The organism is Sphingobium sp. TomTYG46 (assembly GCF_055396345.1).
In genome coordinates this window covers 1,894,677-1,913,968 of the sequence record NZ_AP027324.1, presented here as the reverse complement: position 1 = coordinate 1,913,968, position 19,292 = coordinate 1,894,677, and the positions used below count along the sequence as shown (strand labels likewise).

Annotated in this window: 21 protein-coding genes; 10 read left to right on the top strand and 11 right to left on the bottom strand. The window is 62.9% G+C overall.

The window, feature by feature from the left end; genetic code table 11:
- Positions 1–180 precede the first annotated feature (180 nt).
- The 5 genes from ACZ5YV_RS09680 to ACZ5YV_RS09660 all read left to right on the top strand — a co-directional run bounded on the left by ACZ5YV_RS09680 (position 181) and on the right by ACZ5YV_RS09660 (position 3,216).
- Positions 181–837 carry an energy transducer TonB gene (locus tag ACZ5YV_RS09680; protein ID WP_464787432.1) on the top strand — a complete coding sequence of 219 codons (657 nt, stop codon included), beginning with the start codon at positions 181–183 and terminating at the stop codon, positions 835–837.
- Positions 838–908: 71 nt separating this feature from the next.
- Positions 909–1,667, top strand: a complete 759-nt coding sequence (locus tag ACZ5YV_RS09675; RefSeq protein ID WP_449474194.1) for a MotA/TolQ/ExbB proton channel family protein — start codon at positions 909–911, stop codon at positions 1,665–1,667.
- A gap of 113 nt (positions 1,668–1,780) precedes the next feature.
- Positions 1,781–2,269, top strand: a complete 489-nt coding sequence (locus ACZ5YV_RS09670) for an ExbD/TolR family protein (RefSeq protein ID WP_464787431.1) — start codon at positions 1,781–1,783, stop codon at positions 2,267–2,269.
- Positions 2,270–2,289: 20 nt separating this feature from the next.
- Positions 2,290–2,712, top strand: coding sequence for an ExbD/TolR family protein (locus ACZ5YV_RS09665; protein ID WP_196224597.1), 423 nt, complete (start codon positions 2,290–2,292; stop codon positions 2,710–2,712).
- A gap of 186 nt (positions 2,713–2,898) precedes the next feature.
- Entirely contained in the window at positions 2,899–3,216 is a 318-nt protein-coding gene (locus tag ACZ5YV_RS09660; protein ID WP_464787430.1) for a PilZ domain-containing protein, read from the top strand.
- 24 nt (positions 3,217–3,240) lie between these two features.
- Here ACZ5YV_RS09660 and ACZ5YV_RS09655 read toward each other — a convergent pair whose 3' ends face one another.
- Together ACZ5YV_RS09655 and ACZ5YV_RS09650 are read right to left on the bottom strand one after the other, a co-directional pair.
- A complete protein-coding gene (locus ACZ5YV_RS09655; protein ID WP_464787429.1) occupies positions 3,241–5,028 on the bottom strand; it encodes an ABC transporter transmembrane domain-containing protein in 1,788 nt (595 codons plus the stop codon).
- Positions 5,029–5,084: 56 nt separating this feature from the next.
- Entirely contained in the window at positions 5,085–6,371 is a 1,287-nt protein-coding gene (locus ACZ5YV_RS09650; RefSeq protein ID WP_464787428.1) for a class I SAM-dependent methyltransferase, read from the bottom strand.
- A 103-nt stretch (positions 6,372–6,474) separates the two neighbouring features.
- Here ACZ5YV_RS09650 and dgcA point away from each other — a divergent pair, with 103 nt between their 5' ends.
- Positions 6,475–7,452: an N-acetyl-D-Glu racemase DgcA gene (dgcA, locus tag ACZ5YV_RS09645; RefSeq protein WP_464787427.1), complete on the top strand. Its 978-nt coding sequence runs from the start codon at positions 6,475–6,477 to the stop codon at positions 7,450–7,452.
- On the opposite strand, the gene ACZ5YV_RS09640 is transcribed toward dgcA, so the two are convergent.
- The 5 genes from ACZ5YV_RS09640 to ACZ5YV_RS09620 all read right to left on the bottom strand — a co-directional run bounded on the left by ACZ5YV_RS09640 (position 7,446) and on the right by ACZ5YV_RS09620 (position 12,282).
- Positions 7,446–7,844 (bottom strand): hypothetical protein, encoded by a 399-nt coding sequence (locus tag ACZ5YV_RS09640; RefSeq protein WP_464787426.1) that lies wholly within the window; start codon positions 7,842–7,844, stop codon positions 7,446–7,448. The two genes, dgcA and ACZ5YV_RS09640, sit on opposite strands and share 7 nt — an antisense overlap.
- Positions 7,845–7,932: 88 nt before the next feature.
- A complete protein-coding gene (locus ACZ5YV_RS09635; RefSeq protein ID WP_464787425.1) occupies positions 7,933–9,096 on the bottom strand; it encodes a mechanosensitive ion channel family protein in 1,164 nt (387 codons plus the stop codon).
- 26 nt (positions 9,097–9,122) lie between these two features.
- Complete coding sequence (locus tag ACZ5YV_RS09630) at positions 9,123–10,127, bottom strand: DNA topoisomerase IB (protein WP_464787424.1); 1,005 nt, start codon at positions 10,125–10,127, stop codon at positions 9,123–9,125.
- 68 nt (positions 10,128–10,195) lie between these two features.
- The gene (locus ACZ5YV_RS09625) at positions 10,196–10,915 is read right to left on the bottom strand and encodes a hypothetical protein (RefSeq protein WP_464787423.1); all 720 of its coding nucleotides are present in this window, start codon (positions 10,913–10,915) and stop codon (positions 10,196–10,198) included.
- Positions 10,915–12,282 carry a putative O-glycosylation ligase, exosortase A system-associated gene (locus ACZ5YV_RS09620; protein ID WP_464787422.1) on the bottom strand — a complete coding sequence of 456 codons (1,368 nt, stop codon included), beginning with the start codon at positions 12,280–12,282 and terminating at the stop codon, positions 10,915–10,917. The genes ACZ5YV_RS09625 and ACZ5YV_RS09620 overlap by 1 nt, the downstream gene beginning before the upstream one ends.
- Positions 12,283–12,482: 200 nt before the next feature.
- On the opposite strand from ACZ5YV_RS09620, the gene ACZ5YV_RS09615 reads away from it, so the two are divergent.
- Positions 12,483–13,712 (top strand): TIGR04063 family PEP-CTERM/XrtA system glycosyltransferase, encoded by a 1,230-nt coding sequence (locus tag ACZ5YV_RS09615; protein ID WP_464787421.1) that lies wholly within the window; start codon positions 12,483–12,485, stop codon positions 13,710–13,712.
- An 8-nt stretch (positions 13,713–13,720) separates the two neighbouring features.
- On the top strand, positions 13,721–14,578 hold the full coding sequence (locus ACZ5YV_RS09610) for a hypothetical protein (RefSeq protein ID WP_464787420.1): 858 nt from the start codon (positions 13,721–13,723) through the stop codon (positions 14,576–14,578).
- 10 nt (positions 14,579–14,588) lie between these two features.
- Here ACZ5YV_RS09610 and ACZ5YV_RS09605 read toward each other — a convergent pair whose 3' ends face one another.
- Both ACZ5YV_RS09605 and ACZ5YV_RS09600 read right to left on the bottom strand, forming a co-directional pair.
- A complete protein-coding gene (locus ACZ5YV_RS09605) occupies positions 14,589–14,960 on the bottom strand; it encodes a hypothetical protein (protein ID WP_464787419.1) in 372 nt (123 codons plus the stop codon).
- The gene (locus ACZ5YV_RS09600; RefSeq protein WP_097092364.1) at positions 14,957–15,142 is read right to left on the bottom strand and encodes a hypothetical protein; all 186 of its coding nucleotides are present in this window, start codon (positions 15,140–15,142) and stop codon (positions 14,957–14,959) included. Before ACZ5YV_RS09600 ends, ACZ5YV_RS09605 begins: the two co-directional genes overlap by 4 nt.
- 115 nt (positions 15,143–15,257) lie before the next feature.
- On the opposite strand from ACZ5YV_RS09600, the gene ACZ5YV_RS09595 reads away from it, so the two are divergent.
- Together ACZ5YV_RS09595 and ACZ5YV_RS09590 are read left to right on the top strand one after the other, a co-directional pair.
- Positions 15,258–15,929: a S24 family peptidase gene (locus tag ACZ5YV_RS09595; RefSeq protein WP_464787418.1), complete on the top strand. Its 672-nt coding sequence runs from the start codon at positions 15,258–15,260 to the stop codon at positions 15,927–15,929.
- 196 nt (positions 15,930–16,125) lie between these two features.
- Positions 16,126–17,043, top strand: coding sequence for an XdhC family protein (locus ACZ5YV_RS09590; RefSeq protein ID WP_464787417.1), 918 nt, complete (start codon positions 16,126–16,128; stop codon positions 17,041–17,043).
- Positions 17,044–17,052: 9 nt separating this feature from the next.
- On the opposite strand, the gene ACZ5YV_RS09585 is transcribed toward ACZ5YV_RS09590, so the two are convergent.
- Together ACZ5YV_RS09585 and ACZ5YV_RS09580 are read right to left on the bottom strand one after the other, a co-directional pair.
- Positions 17,053–17,238: a YbdD/YjiX family protein gene (locus ACZ5YV_RS09585; RefSeq protein WP_464787416.1), complete on the bottom strand. Its 186-nt coding sequence runs from the start codon at positions 17,236–17,238 to the stop codon at positions 17,053–17,055.
- Positions 17,235–19,283 carry a carbon starvation CstA family protein gene (locus tag ACZ5YV_RS09580; protein WP_464787415.1) on the bottom strand — a complete coding sequence of 683 codons (2,049 nt, stop codon included), beginning with the start codon at positions 19,281–19,283 and terminating at the stop codon, positions 17,235–17,237. Before ACZ5YV_RS09580 ends, ACZ5YV_RS09585 begins: the two co-directional genes overlap by 4 nt.
- Between the last annotated feature and the right edge of the window lie 9 nt (positions 19,284–19,292).

The window sequence follows — 19,292 nt, the reverse complement described above, 5'->3', positions numbered from 1 at the left end:
CGGAAATGATCCTATCGATAAAGCGTTTGCGTGCCACGATGCGCCGCGATAGGAGTTTGCGCGGTAGCAAATGCGCGGAAGGGGGCCAAAGGTGGCCAGGGACGACCTGGTCAACTAGGGCTATTTTTGGCTTGTTTGCTTATAACAATGGTAAGTTGAGTTAAGGAGTGTCGTTGCCGAATGGCCTATGCTGACCACTCGCAAGGATCGAGTCGTACGATCTCGATCGTCATCGTCGCCCTGATTCACGCTGTTCTGGGTTATGCCTTTGTTACCGGCCTTGGCATGAAATATGTCAAAAAGGCGGCGGAACAGCTGAACGTGATCGACGTGAAGGAGGAACCACCGCCACCGGATGAGGAGCCGCCGCCGCCGCCGCCAGACCAGCCGGTCGAGCCGCCGCCAGTGGTCGCGCCCCCGCCGATCGTCCAGACGCCGGCCCCCGCGCCGGCCATTGCCACGGTGCGTACGCCGCCGCCGGTTTTCAATCCGGTTCCGGTTGCTGCTCCACCGCCACCACCGCCGCCGCCGCCCGCAGTGCCTGCTTCGCGCGCTACGCCGCGCAGTTCGCCCGGCAGCTGGCTCAGCGATGCGGACTATCCGAGCCGCGCGCAGCGCGAGGAACGTTCGGGTACCGCTGGGTTCCGGCTTGAGATCGGCCCTGACGGCCGCGTCACGAGCTGCACCATCACCTCTTCGACCGGTCATGCCGATCTCGATGAGGCGACCTGCCGTCTCCTGCCGCGCCGTGCGAAGTTCAAGCCGGCCACGGCAGCCGGGGGCGGTCCGATGTCGGACACCTATAATGGTCGCATCACCTGGCGACTGCCTGAATAATTGTAACGGGAAGGCTGGCGCTGCTGCCGCCTTCCCCTTTTATTGATCCTTTTGAGAGGGAAGTCTTGAAAATGTTGATGTATCTCGCAGCCGCGGCCGCGCCGAAATCGGAGAACCCTTATGGCCTGATGGAGGCCCTGCAGCAGGGCGGCACCATCGCCTGGACCGTGTTCCTCATCCTTTGCGCCATGTCGGTGGGCACATTTTACATCCTGTTCACCAAGCTGATAGAACAGCAGAAGGTCCTCAATCAGGGCAAGAAGGTTCGTGCAACCTTCTGGCGTGCCCCGACCCTCAAGGAAGGTTCGGCCAAGCTCGAAAAGAACTCGGCCTACAAGCAGATCGTCGATGACGGCATCAAGGCTCAGGAAGAACACACCAAGCTGACCGATCCGGTTGAAGCCCATGACTGGCTGCACGGTTCGCTCGCCCGTTCGGAAGCCTCGATCAACTCGAAGCTGGGCGGTGGTCTGGCGTTCCTCGCGACCGTCGGTGCGACTTCGCCGTTCATCGGTCTGTTTGGTACGGTTATCGGTATCTATCGTGCGCTCATCAAGATCGGCGCTGCCGGTCAGGCCTCGATCGACGCCGTTGCCGGCCCGGTCGGTGAAGCTCTGATCATGACTGCGCTGGGTCTGGCCGTGGCCGTTCCCGCCGTGCTTGCCTATAACTTCCTGCAGCGTCGCAACAAGTCGATCGCCGAACAGCTGAATGGCTTCACCGTCGATCTGCTGGCTCACCTGGTGTCGAACGGCGCCGTTAAGCCTTCGTTCGCGACTGCCCCGGCTGCGCCTGCCGCCAAGACGGCTGCTGCTCCGACCAAGGCCTGATTGGGTCAAGGAGCCGGTGTGGGGGTTAGTGGACGGCTGCGACCGCTGCTTCCCCACCGGCCATGGGTCCCGAATAACGGGGCGCCATCGACACGCATGTTAGGAAATTATCAATGGCAATGAGTGTTGGCTCCGACGGCGGTGAAGACAAGCCGATGTCCGACATCAACACGACGCCGCTCGTCGACGTCATGCTGGTGTTGCTCATCATCTTCCTCATCGCGATTCCGGTCGTCGTCCAGACGGTTCAGCTGCAGCTCCCCAAGGTCGCTTTCGAGCCCACGACCACGAAGCCGGAAAATGTTTCGCTATCGATCACGCAGGCCAAAGATGGCAGCTGTGCGGTCTATTGGAACCTGACCAGGGTGTCTTCAAACGAACTGCTCGACCGCGCGGTCGCGAAGCTCGAGGCGGACATCAAGAAGGCGGGTGGCGTCGAAAACATGACGCCTGAGGATCTGCCGGAAGTACACATTCGTGGGGACATCAATACCCCCTATCGGTGCATCGGTGGCACCATCTACACGATGCAGCGCGCCGGTTTCCCGAAGGTCGGCTTCATCTCCGAACCCGAACCGGGTTCGTCGGTGCAGCGGCTCTAAGTTTTTAGGAGTATCGCCCCATGGCAATGAGCGCCGGAAAAGATGATGGCGAGCCGATGATGGACATGAACACGACGCCGTTGATCGACGTCATGCTCGTTCTCCTCATCATGTTCATCATCACGATCCCGATCCAAACCCACGCGGTCAAAATCGACCTGCCGCAGAACGCGCCACCGACCGACAGCGTCATCGACCCTGTCAAGAACAAGGTTGCGATTGATGCTGGCGGCATCATCACCTGGAACGGTTCGGCCATCGACCTTCTGACCCTGCGTCAGTATCTGCAGCAGTCGCTGCGGTTGCCGGTCGAACCCGAATTGCAGTTCCAGCCCGATGCCGCGACCCGCTATGTCGTCGTTGATCAGGTTCTGGCCGAGATCAAGCGCGCTGGCGTCACGAAGCTCGGCTTCGTGGGCAATGAACAATATGGAAACTTCTAAGAGCTGGCTACGCCGCCGCTGTCTGGCCGGGAATGTTCGACTTCCCGTTTCCGGGCGCGGGCTGGGGTGACGCAATCAGCTTTTGGCTATCTAAAGGGTCGCTTCGGCGGCCCTTTTTTTGGTCTCTGTCTCAACGGTTCCTTAACCGTAATGTGAGATTTTCCGCCCAAAGGAATGCATCTGATCATGGGCGCTGAATTGCACATGGACCTGAATCAAAAGCGCGGTCGCCAGACTGATCGGCGCTATATTCAGGTGCCCGTCAAGGTGAGGCGGCCAAGCGAGAGCTGGTTCAAGAGCAGCGTCGCCGACTTGTCTGTTCATGGCTTCCTCCTGCAGAGCTTCATGAAGCTGGCCGCCGGTGATTCCCTCTGGGTCATGCTGCCTGGATTCGAAGGACGTCGCGCTCAGGTTCTCTGGACACGGGGCCATGAAGCAGGTTGCCGGTTCGAACGGCCCCTACACCCCGCCATCCTTGATCATATTGTCAGGATCAGCGGATAATATAGCGTTGAAGGCGGATTTGCCTCAGGCCGCTGGCGCATCCTGAAACTGAAGGGTCGCCAGACGCGCGTACAGACCCTTTTCGGTCATCAGTGCGGCATGATTGCCCTGTTCCACCACGCGACCATTATCGAGTACGATGATCCGGTCAGCGGCGCGAACCGTTGCCAGCCGGTGAGCAATGACGATTGTCGTCCGCCCTTGCATCAGGCGCGCCAGTGCGTCCTGGACCAGCCGCTCCGATTCCGCGTCAAGAGCAGAGGTCGCCTCGTCCAGCAGCAGGATCGGCGCATCGCGGAGCAGGGCGCGCGCGATCGAAAGGCGCTGCCTTTGTCCGCCGGACAGTCGCGCTCCACCTTCGCCCAAAAATGTATCCAGCCCCTCGGGAAGGGCGCGCAGAAACGTCTCTGCATTGGCTGCACGCGCTGCTCCCCAAATCTCCTCGTCCGACGCGTCCCAGCGGCCAAAGCGCAGATTGTCCCGCGCCGATGCAGCAAAGATGACGCTGTCTTGCGGAACCATCGCCATCATGTTCCGAACGGTTGCCGGGTCGGCATCCCTCAGATCGACGCCATTCAGCCGGATGGCCCCGGTGTCAGGATCATAGAAGCGTAGCGCGAGCTGTATCAGCGTGGATTTGCCCGCGCCTGACGGCCCGACGACTGCCACGGTTTCGCCTGCCGCAATATCGATCGAAATGCCGTGAAGCGCGGCTTCGCCCGGTCGCGTCGGATAGCTGAAATGCACTTCGTCGAACTGGAGGTTCGCGCCATGCGGAAGCTGGGGAATCGGCTTGGCCAAAGCAGGAGCGAGGATTTCCGGCTGTGCCGTCATAAGCTCATGCAAGCGGCTCGCCGCGCCAGCTCCCCGGAGCAGGTCGCCCCAGGTTTCGGACAACGCGCCAAATGCCCCCGCGACAAGGCCACCGGTGAGAACGAATGCCGCGATGCTGCCGCCAGAAAGCCTGCCCGCCGCGACATCCAGGGCACCTTGCCACATCACGGCGGTGATCGATCCAAAGACCAGAGCGATGACAACCGCCGTCATCGCCGCGCGGAGGAGGATGCGGCGCCGGGCTGTCGCGAATCCTGCTTCCACCGTGGTGTCGAACCGAGCGGATTCCCGCGCTTCCTGCCCGAATGCCTGAACGATCTTCATGGCTCCCAGCACTTCGGACGTTACGCTGCCGACGGCGGCCAGCCTGTCCTGACTGGCGCGGGAGAGAAGCCGTACGCGGCGGCCGAGGCTGATCATCACGACCAGAATGATGGGGATGCCAAGCACCAGAAGGCCCGCGAGCTTGGGCGCGAGCGCGAAGAGGTAGATAAGGCCACCCACCCCGGTGACGAGGTTGCGCAGGGCGACCGACACGGTGGAACCCACGATCTGGTCGATGATGGCGGTGTCCGCCGTCATGCGCGACGCGATTTCAGACGGTCGGTTCTCTTCGAAAAAGCGGGGTTCGAGGCGCAGCAGATTGGCCTGCGTTGCCGATCGGATATCGGCCACCACCCGCTCCCCAAGCCAGGACACGAAGTAGAAGCGTGCGGCCGTTGCCAGGGAAAGGATCAGCACGATCAGCAGCAGATACTGAAACCACCGGCTGATATCCCCGCCGCCCATGAACCCCCGGTCGATGACGAGTCGAAAGCCGCTGGGGATGGCGAGTGTCGCGGCGGATGAGACGATGAGCGCGGCGAGCGCGGCGGCGATCCGTCCGGGATAGCGCGTGGCGAAGCGCCACAGCATGGCGAGGCTGCCAAGGGACGAACGCGCGCCGCCGCGCGGCATGGACTTTTCCGCATCTTGCATGGGCGCGCGCTTAGCAGCCCCCGGCGCAAGCCTCAACGAGGATCAGCGGCGCGGCGTCAGCTGGAAGGTGTAATCTCCGCCGCCAGCGTCATGATGCGGCGTGCGGCCGTGCGTCCGGTCAGCGCGTAGGCCATGTCGCCAGCTTCCCAATAGGCGATGATGTCGGCTGCGCGCCGGGCGATCAGGGGATGTCCCTCTGCAGGCGTTTCGGCTTTATCCGCAAAGAAGGAGAGTTGTTCGCCAGCCGGAGTAACGATCGAAATGGCTATGGCCGGGCTGTCGGGCGTCGGAAAGAGCTGAACGTCGGTAACACGCCAGCTGCGGGGAAAGGACGGCAGGATGATCCCGGTTGAACGGCGGATCTCCTCGCTGTTGAGCGTCGCGCTTTCCACCTGAGACGCCATATTTTGCCGCAACAGCCCGGCGCGGTGGGACGCCGCTGCTTCGTCGAGAAAGGGACTGGCCTGCGCCGCCTGCGGAAACTCGCCCAGCGCGCCCCGGGCAACCCAGCCGATCGCTAGCATCCCCGCGATCAAGGCTGTCCGGCGCAAATGCTGCCAGCCGCGCCCGCTTTCATTATCGTTGGCGACCGGGATCGACATGTCACGCCTGCGCCCTACCAGCGTGCCCTTGGTGCCGTCATGCATCAACCGAAAGTCGATGTGTGGCCAACGTTGACGCCAGCGTTGCGCCACGATTCGCTCGCCAGGCCGCGCCGCGTCATCCAGCAGGACAACGGCATTGGGCGACAGCCGTGCAAACAGGCTGTCCGCTGCGCCTCGCACCAGTGGGTGAACCGACCATGGCGGCCCATCGATGATCAGCAGGTCGATGCGCTCAGGCAGATCGTCTAGCGCATACCAGCGCCCCGGCCAATCGCTGCTCTCCGATGCCAGCGGCGCATGGCGCAGGTCGGCTTGCAGACCATGATCGCAGAGCCAGTTGCGGGTAGCATCGACAAAGCCGCCATGCTGGTCAAAGCTGGTCAGGCGGCCTCCGCCATGCATCGCCAAGGCCTTGGCCGCAACCAATGTGGAAGCGCCTGCGCCCAGTTCCACGACCTGCGCAGGCCGCAAGCGCGCAATCTCCCGCACGATATGGCGCAGGAAGCCGACGTCCGCCTTCCAGCTGCCAAGATGGGGAAGCGCATCATGGGGCAGGTTCAACTCATCCATCAGGGCGCGTTTGTCGGCTTTGCGCCCACCCGAAAGGCTGGCGAGCAGCCACGGCCAACTGATCGCCCCAAAACCGATGCGCCATGCCAGGTCGGACAGCCGACGTTGTGCCGCACCGTCCTCCTGTTCGGCCAGGGAAAGAAAGCCGGTCAATTCGCGGGAAGTCACGATGCACCCATCCTTATATAAGATCTGGCGGGACTATGCGGCGGCCCGCGATTCTCGCATAGAGCCTGTGTCCGGTCCCTAACTTGCCGCTCAGGAAACGTCGATGACCCGTATAATTTCCGCTACCATCGAACGCTGGCCGGTAGCAGGCGCATTCATTATCAGCCGGGGCGCCAAAACCTGCGTGGACGTCGTCGTCTGTACCGTGAGCGACGGAATATATGAGGGCCGGGGTGAAGGCACGCCCATCTATTATGAGGGAGAAACCGCCGAAGGCTGTGCCGCCGCCATCAACGCCTATCAGGGGCCGCTGGATCGCGAGGCACTGCTGGAAGCGATGCCCCGAGGCGCGGCGCGCAACGCGCTTGACTGCGCGTTGTGGGACCTGGAGGCCAGGCAGGCGGGCATTCCCGTTTGGCAACTGGCAGGCGTTCAACCCCCTGCGCCGCTGCCTACTGCCTTTACCATCAGCCTGAATGAACCGGACCAGATGGAAGCCGACGCCCGTGCTGCAGCGGGCAGGGGCTTTGCCCTGTTGAAATGCAAGCTGACGGGTGAGGGGGACAGGGAACGGATCGCGGCGGTTCGCGTCGGGGCGCCCGGTGCGCGGCTGATCGTTGATGCCAATGAAAGCTGGCATGATCTCGACATTGCGGCGGAAGCGGGCGCTCTTGCCGAACTCGGCGTGGAAATGGTGGAGCAGCCGGTTTTTCACGGGCGTGAGGACAGGCTGGCAGGCGTCAAGGCGCCGCTCCCCCTTTGCGCGGACGAAAGTTGCCACACGCGCGCGGACCTTGATCGACTGGGGGACTTTGACGCGGTCAATATCAAGCTGGACAAGGCGGGCGGCTTGACCGAGGCGCTGGCTCTCGCCCGCGCGGCACGGGCGCGGGGCTTCCGCATCATGGTTGGTTGCATGCTCGGCACGTCGCTCGGGATTGCCCCTGCGGCGCTGGTCGCGCAGGGCGCCGACTGGATAGACCTGGATGGTGCCCTGCTGCTGGCCAAGGACAGGGATGGTGCCCTCGCCTTGCGGGACGGCATGCTGCAGCCGGGCACGCTTTGGGGCACGGGTCAGTAACCGAGCGTCAGGCCCACGGCATAATATTTGGGACCGACATTGCCTTTCACGCGCAGCTTCGGGACGATCGGCATCGCGACGGTGGCATAGGGTCGGCTGTCGTCACCGCTAAACCGAATGCCCGCGCCGATCGTCGCAAAGGCTGGCAGGTGGTAGGTCGCCTCGACCCGGCCATACAGCTTTGCCTCACCATCGCGCAGGTAGACGCCCGCACCGGGGGTCAGGCTGAAACCCGCCACGTCCAGTGCGTAGCCAGCGCCGATTTCGGTGCCCCAATGACCATTCGCCCGGCCGTAATTGACTTCGGCTCCAAGTCCTTCGGCATGCGCCGCAGGAGTGATGGCGAGGAAGCTTGCCAGTGCAGCGGCGGCGAGTTTGGCGCGTGAAATCATCTTCAATCCCCAATCAGCGATGCTGCTGCCTGACCGGCTGACAGGGCCGAGGCAAGCAAGGGGAAGGTGAAGCGAATCGAAAACCGGATCAGGTGAGCCGCGCAGTCCCTTCATGATCGATGTGGATGGGATCGGGATAAGGCATGATCGTCCGCCCGTCCGGCGCTGCGGTAAAACTCGTCTGGGTGGGATAGGCAAATTCAATGCCTTCCGCCTTGAATCGCTTCCAGATCGCAAGGCCGATGCGATGGCGCGACTGAAAATAATCATGCTTGTCGGGGTAGGGCACATCGAAATTGAGTTCGTAATCGAGCGAGCTCGCGCCGAAGCGCACCAGCCCCGCGTTGACGAAGTGCATGCCTTCCGCCGTTACGATCTTCTCAAGCAGGGTGGGGATGGCATCGGCCTTTTCATCCGGCGTCTGGTAGATGATGCCGATGGCAAAGGTCACCCGGCGCTGCTCCAGCGTTTGAAGGCTGGTGATCTCCTTTTGCAGGAGGTTGGCGTTGGAAATGACCTTCTTCTCGCCCGTCATCGCCCGAAGGCGCGTGCTCTTGAGACCGATGCGTTCGACCCGTGCGGTGGTCTGGTCATAGGTAATCACCTCGCCCCGGCGGAAAGGCTTGTCGAAGATGATCGACAGCGCAGCGAACAGGTCCGAGAAGATGCCTTGCGCCGCGAGGCCGATGGCGATGCCGCCGATGCCAAGGCCCGCGACCAGACCCGTTACGTTGACGCCCAGATTGTCGAGTACGACGACCAAGGCGATGGCGAACAGGCCGAAGGTCACGAGGACGCGGATCAACCCCATGGCGTTGGCCAGGGTTTCGCCATGAGCGTCTTCGCCCACGGTCTTGCGTTCAACAAGGCCCAGGATGATCTCGCGCGCCCAGATGGCGGCCTGGAAAACGGCGGCAATGGTGAAGAGGAAGGCCACCGTCTTCAACACCATCTGCGGAGGATTGGCGTAGCTGACCACCAGCCTCGCGGCGACCAGGGCCATGAAGAAGTGGGTGGTCCGGGCGATGGCACGGCCAACGACGTTGGAAACGCCGAGTGTGCTGCCCGGCTTGCCCCTGAACCGCTTTCCGAATTGCCGCAGCGCGGCGAGGGCTAGATAGATGGCTATGCCTGTCCCGACGGCAATCACTATCTGCAAGGAGTGAATGGCAAACCAGTTCGCCGTGGCGTGCCACATTTCCGAAAGGTTGGGAGCGCGAACCGTGAGGGCAGGTTCATTCTTTGCAGCCATGGGGATCCCTGAAAAAATCTAAGCGGTCAGGCCGCCAGAGGAAGAGAGGAGCTTGCTCCGCATTCTTCCAGAAAGGCGATCAGTCCGCGTTCGTAGCGGGTGAGATAGCGCGTACTGCGCGGCAAGCGAAGCCCTGCCCGCCATTCATCCTGTCCCGATTTGCACAATTCGATCAGCGCTGGATGGATATAGCTTTTACGGCTGATGGCGGGCGTGTTGCCCAGCGCTTCGGCCACGGGCGCGACCATCTGTGCGAGCGATACGGGGCCGGAGGCTAGCGCTTCGAACGCGACGGCCGAAGCGCCCCATGTGCGGAAATGCTTGGCCGTGAAGTCATGGCGCATGGCTTCTGCGATATAGGCGTTCACGTCGCCGGAAGTGATCGGCCGGGCGATCCCTTCCTCGTCCAGATATTGGAACAGATGCTGCCCCGGCAGGTCCTGCATCGCGCGCACGAAGCGGAGGAGGCGCCGGTCGCTGATCGTCAGGTCATGTTCGCGCCCCGACTTGGCACGATAGCGCAGCCGCAGCTTCTGCCCGGTAAGGTCGACATGGCGGCGGCGTAGCGTCGTGGCGCCGAAGCTCTTGTTCGCTGCTGCATATTGTTCGTTGCCCACGCGCACCTTGGCAAGGTCGAGCAGGCGCACGACCGCGGCCAGGGTCCTTTCCTTGCGCAGGCCCCGGATCGACAGGTCCGCCTCTATGCGCGCGCGCAGGCGGGGGAGCGCGCGGCCGAACAAGGCACATCCGCCATATTTTTCCGCTTCGCGCGCGGCGCGGAACTCCGGATGATAGCGATATTGCTTGCGGCCCCTGTCGTCATAGCCGGTCGCCTGGATATGGCCATGCGGCAGCGGGCAGAACCAGCAATCACGGTAAGCGGGCGGCATGCCGATGGCGTTCAGCCTGTCGATTTCGTCCCGGTCGGTGATCCGCGTGCCGTCAGCAAGGAAATAGGCCCATCCCCGTTTCAATGGGCGGCGCGCTATTCCCGGCAGGCTGTCATTGGCGTGGACGAGGCGTTGCGGCATTTGGCTCCTTCTCAAGAGCCATTAACCCGCCTTACCGCGCTTGCGTTCCCCGGCCTTAAAGCATGGCGTCAGGATCGGCCGGGCTGAGAGCCGGTCAAGCGCCAACGAAATGTGCCACTACTGCGCAACCGCCAATGCTCTGGATGGCGGCGGATGACCGATAGATGCGCGAGGGTCAGGGTCGCGGCCAATATCCCGGCGGGCATGGCGATCATCGCCATATTGGGCAGCAGCAGCGCGATCGCAAAGCAGCCCAGGGCTGTGGCTGCGGCGATCATGGTGGACCGTGCTTCACCGTCCGGCCCGCGCATCCAGAATATGCAGCCGCTCACCCCCAGCGCGAAAGCCATGGCGAGCCGGGCAGGCTGACCCTGTCCCGCAAGGCCGCAGCCGATGAGCAGCAGAAGGATGAGGAGCGCGATTCCGGCACGGGGCAGGCGGCCAAGCAGATAGGCTGCGGCAGGATAAAGCAGCAGCTCCGCCATCAGCACCGCCGCCAATATCGATCCGGCGAGCGCCGCCTGCTCTGGCCCCGCGATGACCGCCACCACTGCCGTGGCGGCCCAGGGGACGAGGCGTTCGGGCGCCATGCGAATATGGCTGACCCAGCCGCGCAGGCCCGCGCGGGTTTCCCATCGCCGGTCGGCAAGCCGCAGCTGGAAAGCGGCGATGATGAATAGCGCTTCCACGCCCCATGGCAGGAATGCCCTGCCGATCATGGGCGACGCCAGCACCAGTCCCAGCAACAAGCCATGGGCGACGCCCAGAATGCGGAGTTCTCCGCTCATCATACTCCCCCTGTGATCGGCTTTAAGGGCCGCAACGGAATGGCCGGGGCTCGCGCACCCTCCCGCTGCTTGCGCGTGAGATAGGTGTCGAGGCCGATTTGCAGCGATAGCATCATGAAGATGAAGGGTTGGTAAGCGATGCCCACGAACAGCGACCCGATCATGTAAATGACATGGCCTTGTTGAAGCGCGAGTGCGAATGGCGCGATCCATGCCTCGCCCGGACCATCGCGGCCCCGATAGCGTCGGCGAATTGCTTCGGTGCGGATGAAGCAGATGAGGTGGATCAGCAGCCACAGCGCGAAGCCGAAATAGCCCTGTTCGCCCAGCATCTCGAAATAGGCGCTGTGGTAGGCGCGGCCCTTGTCGGTGACGAGCCGCCGCTCCATGCGTGATCCGCCGCTGTCGATCACCCGTTCCTGCATGGAATAAGTGAAGCTGTTCTGGAGGTAATTGTCGAAGCCGCCGCCGCCCGGATGCTCCTTCACATAGTCCAGCGTCCACTTCCATACGGCAAGGCGCGTGGAGGCGCTTTCATCGCCCTGATGATTCTCGATGGTCGACATGCGCTGGGTGAAGCTGGTGGGCAGGAAGGGGATGGCGGCAAGCGCCGCAAGGGCCATGATCGGGCCGTAGATAAAGCGCCGCTTCGACCGCATCAGCATCATGCCAGCGAGGATGGCGATGCAAACGAGGCCGGTGCGCGCCTCAGTCCCGATCGGCATCAGCAGGCAGGCAAGGCAGAGCGCGTAGGCGAAGCCGCGCACGCGCCAGTCCGGCGGAAAGATCGTCCCATGCTTTGCCAGCCACAGGATGAGCGGGATTAGCGAGATGGCGACGCAGCTTATGATGCTGCCTTCATAAAGGCCGCTATTATTATCGACCATCAGGTTGAGCACGCCATAGCCGCCGCCCGACAGTGCCGTCTTCATGCCGCCATTGATGATGATCGTGCTTGCACACAGCACCATGAACAGCGCCAGTGCCTCAAGCCGCAGCCGGGTTCGCAGGGTGAGAGGCAGGAAGATCGCGAAGATCATTGCCTTCCACACCCATTCCCACTTGGTATGCGCGTTGAGCGGGAAGTCGGCGCTCGCGGTCGTATAGCCGCACCAGGCCAGCAGGATCAGCAACAAGAGCTGGCGCATGGAGAAGCGGCAGTCCGTCTTTTTGTCCACCAGCAGCCACGCGCCCACTGCCAGAGCAAAGGCTATCGCGGAAATCGGAATGCGGTTCAGCAGGAAATAGGACAGCCGCTGCGGCGAGACGATGTCGATATAGGCGTAGACGGCGATCAGCAGGAATGGACGCCGCAGCCCCAGCAGGAAGAAGGCACCGAGGAAGGCGAGGAAGAACAGGTCACGCATCGCGCGATCGCTCCACCTGCGATTCGTCATCCAGATCGGCGCGCGGCAGCAGGCGCCAGGCCGCCAGCATGATGACGCCATGGCTGATCAGCAGGGACAGGGCGTCAATCATCGCGCGAAGGGTTCTTCCATGGCCACGGCCTTTCCCTAGCGCGGCAGAGTTGACGGGCCGTTAAACCTTTTCCGGCACAAGAAGCGTCATGACTCGGATACTCCATGTGCTCGATCACAGCCTGCCGATGCATAGCGGCTACACCTTCCGCACGCGTGCGATCCTGCGAGCGCAAATGGCGCAGGGCTGGGACGTGCGGGGAATCACCGGCTTGCGCCACGGCGCCAAAGGTCCAGCAGAAGAGGTCGTGGACGGCCTTCATTTTCATCGTACGCCGGGCATACCGGCAACCGGCAATCCGTTGCTGCGCGAATGGCGAGACATCGCGGCGCATGCGGATGCCATCGATTCGCTGATCGCTCGGTGGCGGCCGGATGTAATCCACGCCCATTCGCCCGTGTTGAACGCCATGGCGGCGCAACGCGCGGCCAAACGGCACGACATTCCCATGATCTACGAAATCCGCGCCTTCTGGGAGGATGCAGCGGTCGGAAACGGCACCGGCACCGAAGGCAGCCCCCGCTATTGGCTGACCCGGCAGCTGGAAACCCATGCGGTGCGCGCGGCCGATGCCGTCGCGGTCATCTGCGAAGGACTTTGTGACGATCTGGTTGCGCGCGGGATCGACCCGGCCAAGATCATCGTCTCGCCCAACGGCGTGGATATGGAGCAATTCGGAACGCCAGTGCGCCGCGATCCGGCGCTTACCGCAAGGCTGGGGCTTGAGGGCGCCGACGTGATCGGCTTCATCGGCAGCTTTTATGATTATGAAGGTCTGGACGACCTCATCGCCGCGATGCCCCGGCTGGTGCGCGCGCGGCCCAAGGTCAAGCTGCTGCTGGTAGGCGGCGGCCCGCGCGAACAGGCGCTGCGCGACCAGGCGACGGCCTCGCCCTTCGCCGACCATATCGTTTTCGTAGGGCGCGTCCCTCATGATGAGGTCGAGCATTATTATGCGCAGGTCGATGTCCTCGCCTACCCGCGCAAGGCGATGCGGCTCACCGATCTTGTGACCCCGCTCAAACCGCTGGAGGCGATGGCGCAGGGGCGGCTGGTGGCTGCCTCCAATGTAGGCGGTCATCGTGAACTGATCGAACATGGCGTGACCGGCACGCTGTTCGCGCCCGGCGATCCGGCGGCCATTGCGGCCGCTTTAGCGGAGATGTTCGCTGATCGTGGTTTCTGGGACGATCGGCGGGCAACGGCCCGCGCCTTTGTCGAGCGCGAGCGTAACTGGTCGTCAAATATTCTGCGTTATGGGCCTGTCTATGAGCGGTTACTGGCGCAGCGGATGGCGCGCATTCGCGCCGCTGCCTGAACTGAAACATGGCGGCGGTTCGACTTCATAGGGCGATGACCCCGGCCGTGCTGGCAGGGCTGGCGTTCGCGCTGATCCTGTTGGCGATGCCCGTGGGACTGGTCGAAACAATGGTCGCGTCGAGCGGACTGAGCGAAGCCTTGCCCGCCGCCGCGCCGCCATTGGGGTTGAAGGCGCGCCTGCTTGTCGCAGGCTTCGGCGCGCTGATGGCGATGGGTTTTGTAAGTTTCAACGCGACGCCCGTGCCGATGAAAAAGGATCAACGCTCTCGCGGCGTTACAGGAGTGAGTGATATGGGTTTTGCATTGCCGAAGCTGAACTGGCTGTCTCGCGGCCGGACCTCGGGAGCCTCCAGAATATCGCGTCCGCTGATGCGCCGCGCCGACGCGCATCCTGACGCCCCGGCGCGAGCCCCCATCTTTGCGAGCCGCGACTTTGGCGGCCTGGAGATTTTCCCCCGGATTGGCCCCGCGCGCGGTGAACAGTTCGAATCGGCTCAACCGGAAGCGGAGGCGGTAATCTTGCCCGGCGCGCCGACGCTAGCAGAAGCCCCGGACATTCATTCAGCGGTCGATGCCGAATTTGAAGCGGTGAGCGTCATTGCCACCGATCCCGCCCCCGCATCTCTGTCCAACGACATTCCGCCAACTCCCAGCCTGCCTTCGCTGGCCGAACTCACCGCGCGATTCGAAAAAGGCCTCACCGATCGTGTGCGCGGCACCAGGACTGCCGCCGCCGACGGAGTCATCGCTGACATGCCGACCGAACAGCCGGTCCCGGTGCGGGATCGGGTCGAGGATGACGTCGATCAGGCGCTGCGCGCGGCGCTTGGCACATTGCGGGCCATGGCGGATCGGGCGCGCTGAGAACCGCCGCTCACCAATCTTCGATGGTGAGCGCCGACAGCTCGACCCATTCGTCATCCGCATCCGACCTGCCGCCATCAATTATGATGTCGGCAACGAAATGTCTGGGCAGCCTCCATTCCACTTCTTCCAGCCCCTCGACGAACCGGGCTCGTCGACCTCTGGCGTCCGGCCCCTTAATCCGCAGCGTGATGACGTGCTGCCTCCCCTGGAACAATGCGCTGGCCCAGGGACGGCTCATGGCGCTTTCGATGCTCGCCGGTTCGCCTGCACGCTCGATCAATTGGGCGAGCAGTCGGGGCAGGGGATCCTGTCCGCTTAGCCGCCTTCCTTCATTTTCGACCAGTTTCCGGCCTTGGCGGAGATGATCCAGACTTGTCATTGACCCGCGCTCCTGCGATATGTGTTCATGAAATGTTCTATACGTCTCTTGATCCGTTCCCCCGGTTCGCGACCTTGACGCAGGTCGAACACCAGACGGGGATCGCGAACGCTTTCACGGCCAAAGCGTGTTGCCGGAATGCCGTTGTCCCGCAGGAACTTCTCTACGGCGCGAATCAGCATGCGGTTCAATCTCCCTCTTCGATGCGATTCGCCCCCTGCGAATCTCTAAGTGTTTTCCTATTTCTTCTCCTATTTCCTACTTGTCTAGGAAAATTCCTATCATTATGGATGAATCATGGTCGGTAATGGAGAAGATCCGCGCGTGGTGCTGGAACGGCTGATTGCCGAGAGGGGGGAGAATTATGCCGATCTATCCCGCCTGCTGAAGCGTAACCCGGCCTATGTTCAGCAATTCATCAAGCGCGGCACGCCCCGCAAGCTGGATGAGGAGGACCGGCGGGTGCTGGCACGTTATTTTGGCGTTGCCGAAGACCTGCTGGGTGGGCCGGGGCGCCAGGCCCCGGTGGAAAGGAAATCGCGGCCTCTGCCTGCAGTGGTGCCTGTGCCGCGCCTGTCGCTCGGCGCGTCGGCCGGACCGGGTTCGCTTGATGAGGATGAGCGGGCGGCGGGCGTCCTGGCTTTCGATGCCAATTGGTTGCGCCATCTGGGCGTGAAGCCTCAAAGAGTTTCCATCATCCGGGTGGATGGCGAATCGATGGCGCCGACGCTCAATGATGGTGACGAGATCATGGTCGACCATGATGATGACGCGATACGGCTTCGCGATGGGGTATATGTGCTCCGATTGGACGGTGTGCTGATGGTGAAGCGTATCGCGATGGGGCCACGCCGAGGATTGTTCAGTGTCCGCAGCGACAATGTCCATTATCCCGACTGGGTGGACATCGACCCATCACTGGTGGCGATCGTCGGCCGGGTCGTATGGACGGGGCGGCGGCTCGTCTAGGGCCGATAGACATTCAGGAGATGGCGAGCCGAAAATGGTGGTTTTCCGTGACCCGGAGCACAGCGTACTCAAAGTACGTGAGCACCGGAAGCGCGGAGAACCGCCATTTGCAGGCCGCCAGAACTGAATGTCGTATCGGCCCTAGCTTGGCGAGACGTTGGCGGCCTCCTATGTGCGTTGGGCAAGGAGGCCGGGATTGAACGACAATGACGCGGTGATACGCAAGGCGATCGAGTGGCGTGGCGCGCCCATGGCGCTCGCAACGGTCGTATCGACATGGGGATCGGCCCCCCGGCCGCGCGGCAGCCACATGATCGTCCATCGCGACGGACGTTTCGAAGGCAGCATTTCGGGAGGCTGCGTTGAGGCTGATGTCCTGCAACGGGCGGAGGAGGTGATCACGGGCCGCCCGGCGCATCTGGAACGCTATGGCGTTGCCGATGATGACGCCTGGTCCGTTGGCCTTCCCTGCGGAGGCGAGATCAGCGTGCTGGTCCAGCCTGTGGAGGAGGGGAGCTTCGCGCCTGAGTTATTCGACCGGATTGCTGATGCCCGCGATGAGGGGCGCTCCCTTACCCTTTCCACCGACCTTGGTACAGGCATCACCCGCGAGGCAGTGATCGAGGGTCAATTCCACAACCGCTACGATCCGCCGCGCCAGCTGCTGATTGTCGGCGCGGTGCAGATCGCTCAGTCCTTGTGCGCGCTGGCCCAAGCCATGGGCGTCAGACCCGTGGTGATTGATCCGCGCGGCCGATTCCTGACGGAGGAACGCTTTCCCGGCGTCGAGTTGGACGATCGTTGGCCCGACGAGGCGATCAGGGCGCGCCGCCCCGGCGAAGCGACGGCAGTCGTGACGCTCAGCCATGATATCAAAATCGACGATCCGGCTTTGGCCGCTGCCCTGCGCGGCGCGACCGGCTATGTCGCTGCGCTGGGATCGCGAAAGAGCCATGCGGCGCGGCTTGAGCGCCTGTCGGCAATGGGCTTTTCCGCAGAGCAACTTGAGCGAATAGACGGCCCGGCTGGGCTCGACATCGGCGCGGTTGGCGCGGCTGAGATCGCCTTGTCCATCGCAGCGGGCATGATCGCAGGCTTCAACGCCCGCAGTTGACCGGCGTCTTCAACAGCATTTGCCGCCATTCTTCCCGCCATAGCGCGCCTCCTGCCGATCGCGGAAAAATTCGGTGGGTGTCATGACCGGCTCGCCGGGATGATGCATGTGCATATGCCGGGCATAGCCCTCATAATCGGGGACACCGACCATCATCATCGCCATCCGGCGCATCCTGTCGAGCAGGCCGATCATTCTGCTGGCACCAGAGACGCGGGGATTTCGCGCGCCGTCGGCGCATCGGCCCGCCGCGCGGCAAGGCAGGTGCGGACGGTGAAGAACAGCAGCGAAAGCACCACCATCAGGAAAATGGCGACCAGCCCGGCGTCCACCCGGTCGTTGAAGATGATCTGCTGCATTTCCACCATGGACTTGGCGGGGCTGAGCAACTTGCCCTCATTCGCCGCTGCCGAAAATTTCGCCGCATGGGCAAGGAAGCCGACTTTCGCGTCGGCCGAAAACAGCTTCAGCAGTCCGGCCGATAATGTGCAGACCAGCAGCCAGGCGGTCGGGATCATCGTCACCCAGGCATAGCGGTTCCGCTTCATCCGGAACAATACCGCCGTCGCCAGCATCAACGCGATCGCCGCCAGCATCTGGTTGGAAATGCCGAACACCGGCCATAGCGTATTCACGCCGCCCAGCGGGTCCGTGACGCCCTGATAAAGGAAGAAGCCCCAGGCCGAAACCGTCAGCGCAGTGGCCACCAGCCCCGGCACGATACCCGCTGTATCCTTGAAGCGCGGCACGGCCAGTCCGATCAGATCCTGCAACATAAAACGGCCCGCGCGCGTGCCCGCGTCAACCGCCGTCAGGATGAACAGCGCCTCGAACAAGATGGCGAAATGATACCAGAAGGCTTTCATCGCCGGGCCGCCAATCACATGGGAAAAGATTTCCGCCATGGCCACGGCCAGAGTGGGCGCGCCGCCCGCGCGAGAGATTATAGTATGTTCGCCCACATCTCGGGCGGTTTGCGCGATAAGGTCAGGCGTGATGGGAAAGCCCATTGCCCTGACGGCGGCGGCCGCGCTGCTCGCGTCGGTGCCAATCACCGCCGCCGGGCTGTTCATCGTGAAATAAATGCCGGGATCGAGGATCGACGCACCCACCAGCGCCATGATCGCGACGAACGCTTCCATCAACATCGCGCCATAGCCGATCAGCGGCGCGTCGCTCTCGCTCGCGATCAGCTTGGGCGTTGTGCCGCTGGCGATCAGGGCGTGAAATCCCGACACCGCCCCGCAAGCGATGGTGATGAACAGGAAGGGGAAGAGCCCTCCCGACCAGACCGGACCATTGCCGTTCACGAACTGCGTCACGGCATGCATTTTGAGCGGTGGCGCCATGATGACGATGCCGATGGCAAGCGCGGCGATGGCGCCGATCTTGAGAAAGGTCGAAAGATAATCGCGCGGTGCCAGCAGAAGCCACACGGGCAGCACCGATGCCACCGCGCCATAGCCTATCAGGATCCAGCACAATTGCACCGGCGTGAAGGTGAAGACCGGCCCCCATAGCGGCGACTGTGCGATGGACTGCCCATATATGATCGCCGCCAGCAGGCCGATGAGGCCGATCAGCGAGACCTCGCCAATTCGTCCCGGCCTTATCCAGCGCGTGTAGGCGCCCATCAGCAGCGCGAGCGGCACCGTGGCGGCAACGGTGAACATGCCCCATGGACTTTCCGCCAGCGCCTTCACCACGATCAACGCCAGCACGGCCAGGATGATCACCATGATCATGAAGGCGCCGAACAGCGCGATCGTCCCAGCCGCTTGCCCCATCTCCATGCGGATAAGCTCGCCCAGCGACTTGCCGTCGCGGCGCATGGAAATGAACAGGACCATGAAATCCTGCACCGCGCCCGCCAGCACCACGCCCGCGATGATCCAGATGGTGCCGGGCAGATACCCCATCTGCGCGGCAAGGACCGGCCCCACCAGAGGCCCGGCGCCCGCGATCGCCGCGAAATGATGCCCGAACAGGACCACGCGGTCGGTTGCGACATAATCCAGGCCGTCGGCTCGCCTTAGCGCGGGCGTGGGCCGTGCAGGATCAAGCCGCATCACATGCCGCGCAATGTAGAGCGCGTAATAGCGATAGGCGACCAGGAAGCTGCTGACTGCCGCCACGACGATCCAGAGCGCATTGACCGCCTCGCCCCGGGATATCGCAACCACTGACAAGGCAATCGCCCCGACTATGGCCGTCAGGATCCAGGGGATGTGCCGGGTCATCACTCTCTC

Excerpts from the sequence above, each read along its gene's own strand:
- ACZ5YV_RS09580 (WP_464787415.1), bottom strand. The coding sequence starts at position 19,283 with ATGACCCGGCACATCCCCTGGATCCTGACGGCCATAGTCGGGGCGATT.
- ACZ5YV_RS09655 (WP_464787429.1), bottom strand. The coding sequence starts at position 5,028 with ATGCAAGATGCGGAAAAGTCCATGCCGCGCGGCGGCGCGCGTTCGTCC.
- ACZ5YV_RS09640 (WP_464787426.1), bottom strand. The coding sequence starts at position 7,844 with ATGATTTCACGCGCCAAACTCGCCGCCGCTGCACTGGCAAGCTTCCTC.
- ACZ5YV_RS09595 (WP_464787418.1), top strand. The coding sequence starts at position 15,258 with ATGGTCGGTAATGGAGAAGATCCGCGCGTGGTGCTGGAACGGCTGATT.
- ACZ5YV_RS09675 (WP_449474194.1), top strand. The coding sequence starts at position 909 with ATGTTGATGTATCTCGCAGCCGCGGCCGCGCCGAAATCGGAGAACCCT.
- ACZ5YV_RS09630 (WP_464787424.1), bottom strand. The coding sequence starts at position 10,127 with ATGCCGCAACGCCTCGTCCACGCCAATGACAGCCTGCCGGGAATAGCG.
- ACZ5YV_RS09615 (WP_464787421.1), top strand. The coding sequence starts at position 12,483 with ATGACTCGGATACTCCATGTGCTCGATCACAGCCTGCCGATGCATAGC.
- dgcA (WP_464787427.1), top strand. The coding sequence starts at position 6,475 with ATGACCCGTATAATTTCCGCTACCATCGAACGCTGGCCGGTAGCAGGC.
- ACZ5YV_RS09625 (WP_464787423.1), bottom strand. The coding sequence starts at position 10,915 with ATGAGCGGAGAACTCCGCATTCTGGGCGTCGCCCATGGCTTGTTGCTG.
- ACZ5YV_RS09635 (WP_464787425.1), bottom strand. The coding sequence starts at position 9,096 with ATGGCTGCAAAGAATGAACCTGCCCTCACGGTTCGCGCTCCCAACCTT.
- ACZ5YV_RS09680 (WP_464787432.1), top strand. The coding sequence starts at position 181 with ATGGCCTATGCTGACCACTCGCAAGGATCGAGTCGTACGATCTCGATC.
- ACZ5YV_RS09670 (WP_464787431.1), top strand. The coding sequence starts at position 1,781 with ATGGCAATGAGTGTTGGCTCCGACGGCGGTGAAGACAAGCCGATGTCC.
- ACZ5YV_RS09610 (WP_464787420.1), top strand. The coding sequence starts at position 13,721 with ATGGCGGCGGTTCGACTTCATAGGGCGATGACCCCGGCCGTGCTGGCA.
- ACZ5YV_RS09600 (WP_097092364.1), bottom strand. The coding sequence starts at position 15,142 with ATGCTGATTCGCGCCGTAGAGAAGTTCCTGCGGGACAACGGCATTCCG.
- ACZ5YV_RS09605 (WP_464787419.1), bottom strand. The coding sequence starts at position 14,960 with ATGACAAGTCTGGATCATCTCCGCCAAGGCCGGAAACTGGTCGAAAAT.
- ACZ5YV_RS09660 (WP_464787430.1), top strand. The coding sequence starts at position 2,899 with ATGGGCGCTGAATTGCACATGGACCTGAATCAAAAGCGCGGTCGCCAG.
- ACZ5YV_RS09620 (WP_464787422.1), bottom strand. The coding sequence starts at position 12,282 with ATGCGTGACCTGTTCTTCCTCGCCTTCCTCGGTGCCTTCTTCCTGCTG.
- ACZ5YV_RS09585 (WP_464787416.1), bottom strand. The coding sequence starts at position 17,238 with ATGATCGGCCTGCTCGACAGGATGCGCCGGATGGCGATGATGATGGTC.
- ACZ5YV_RS09665 (WP_196224597.1), top strand. The coding sequence starts at position 2,290 with ATGGCAATGAGCGCCGGAAAAGATGATGGCGAGCCGATGATGGACATG.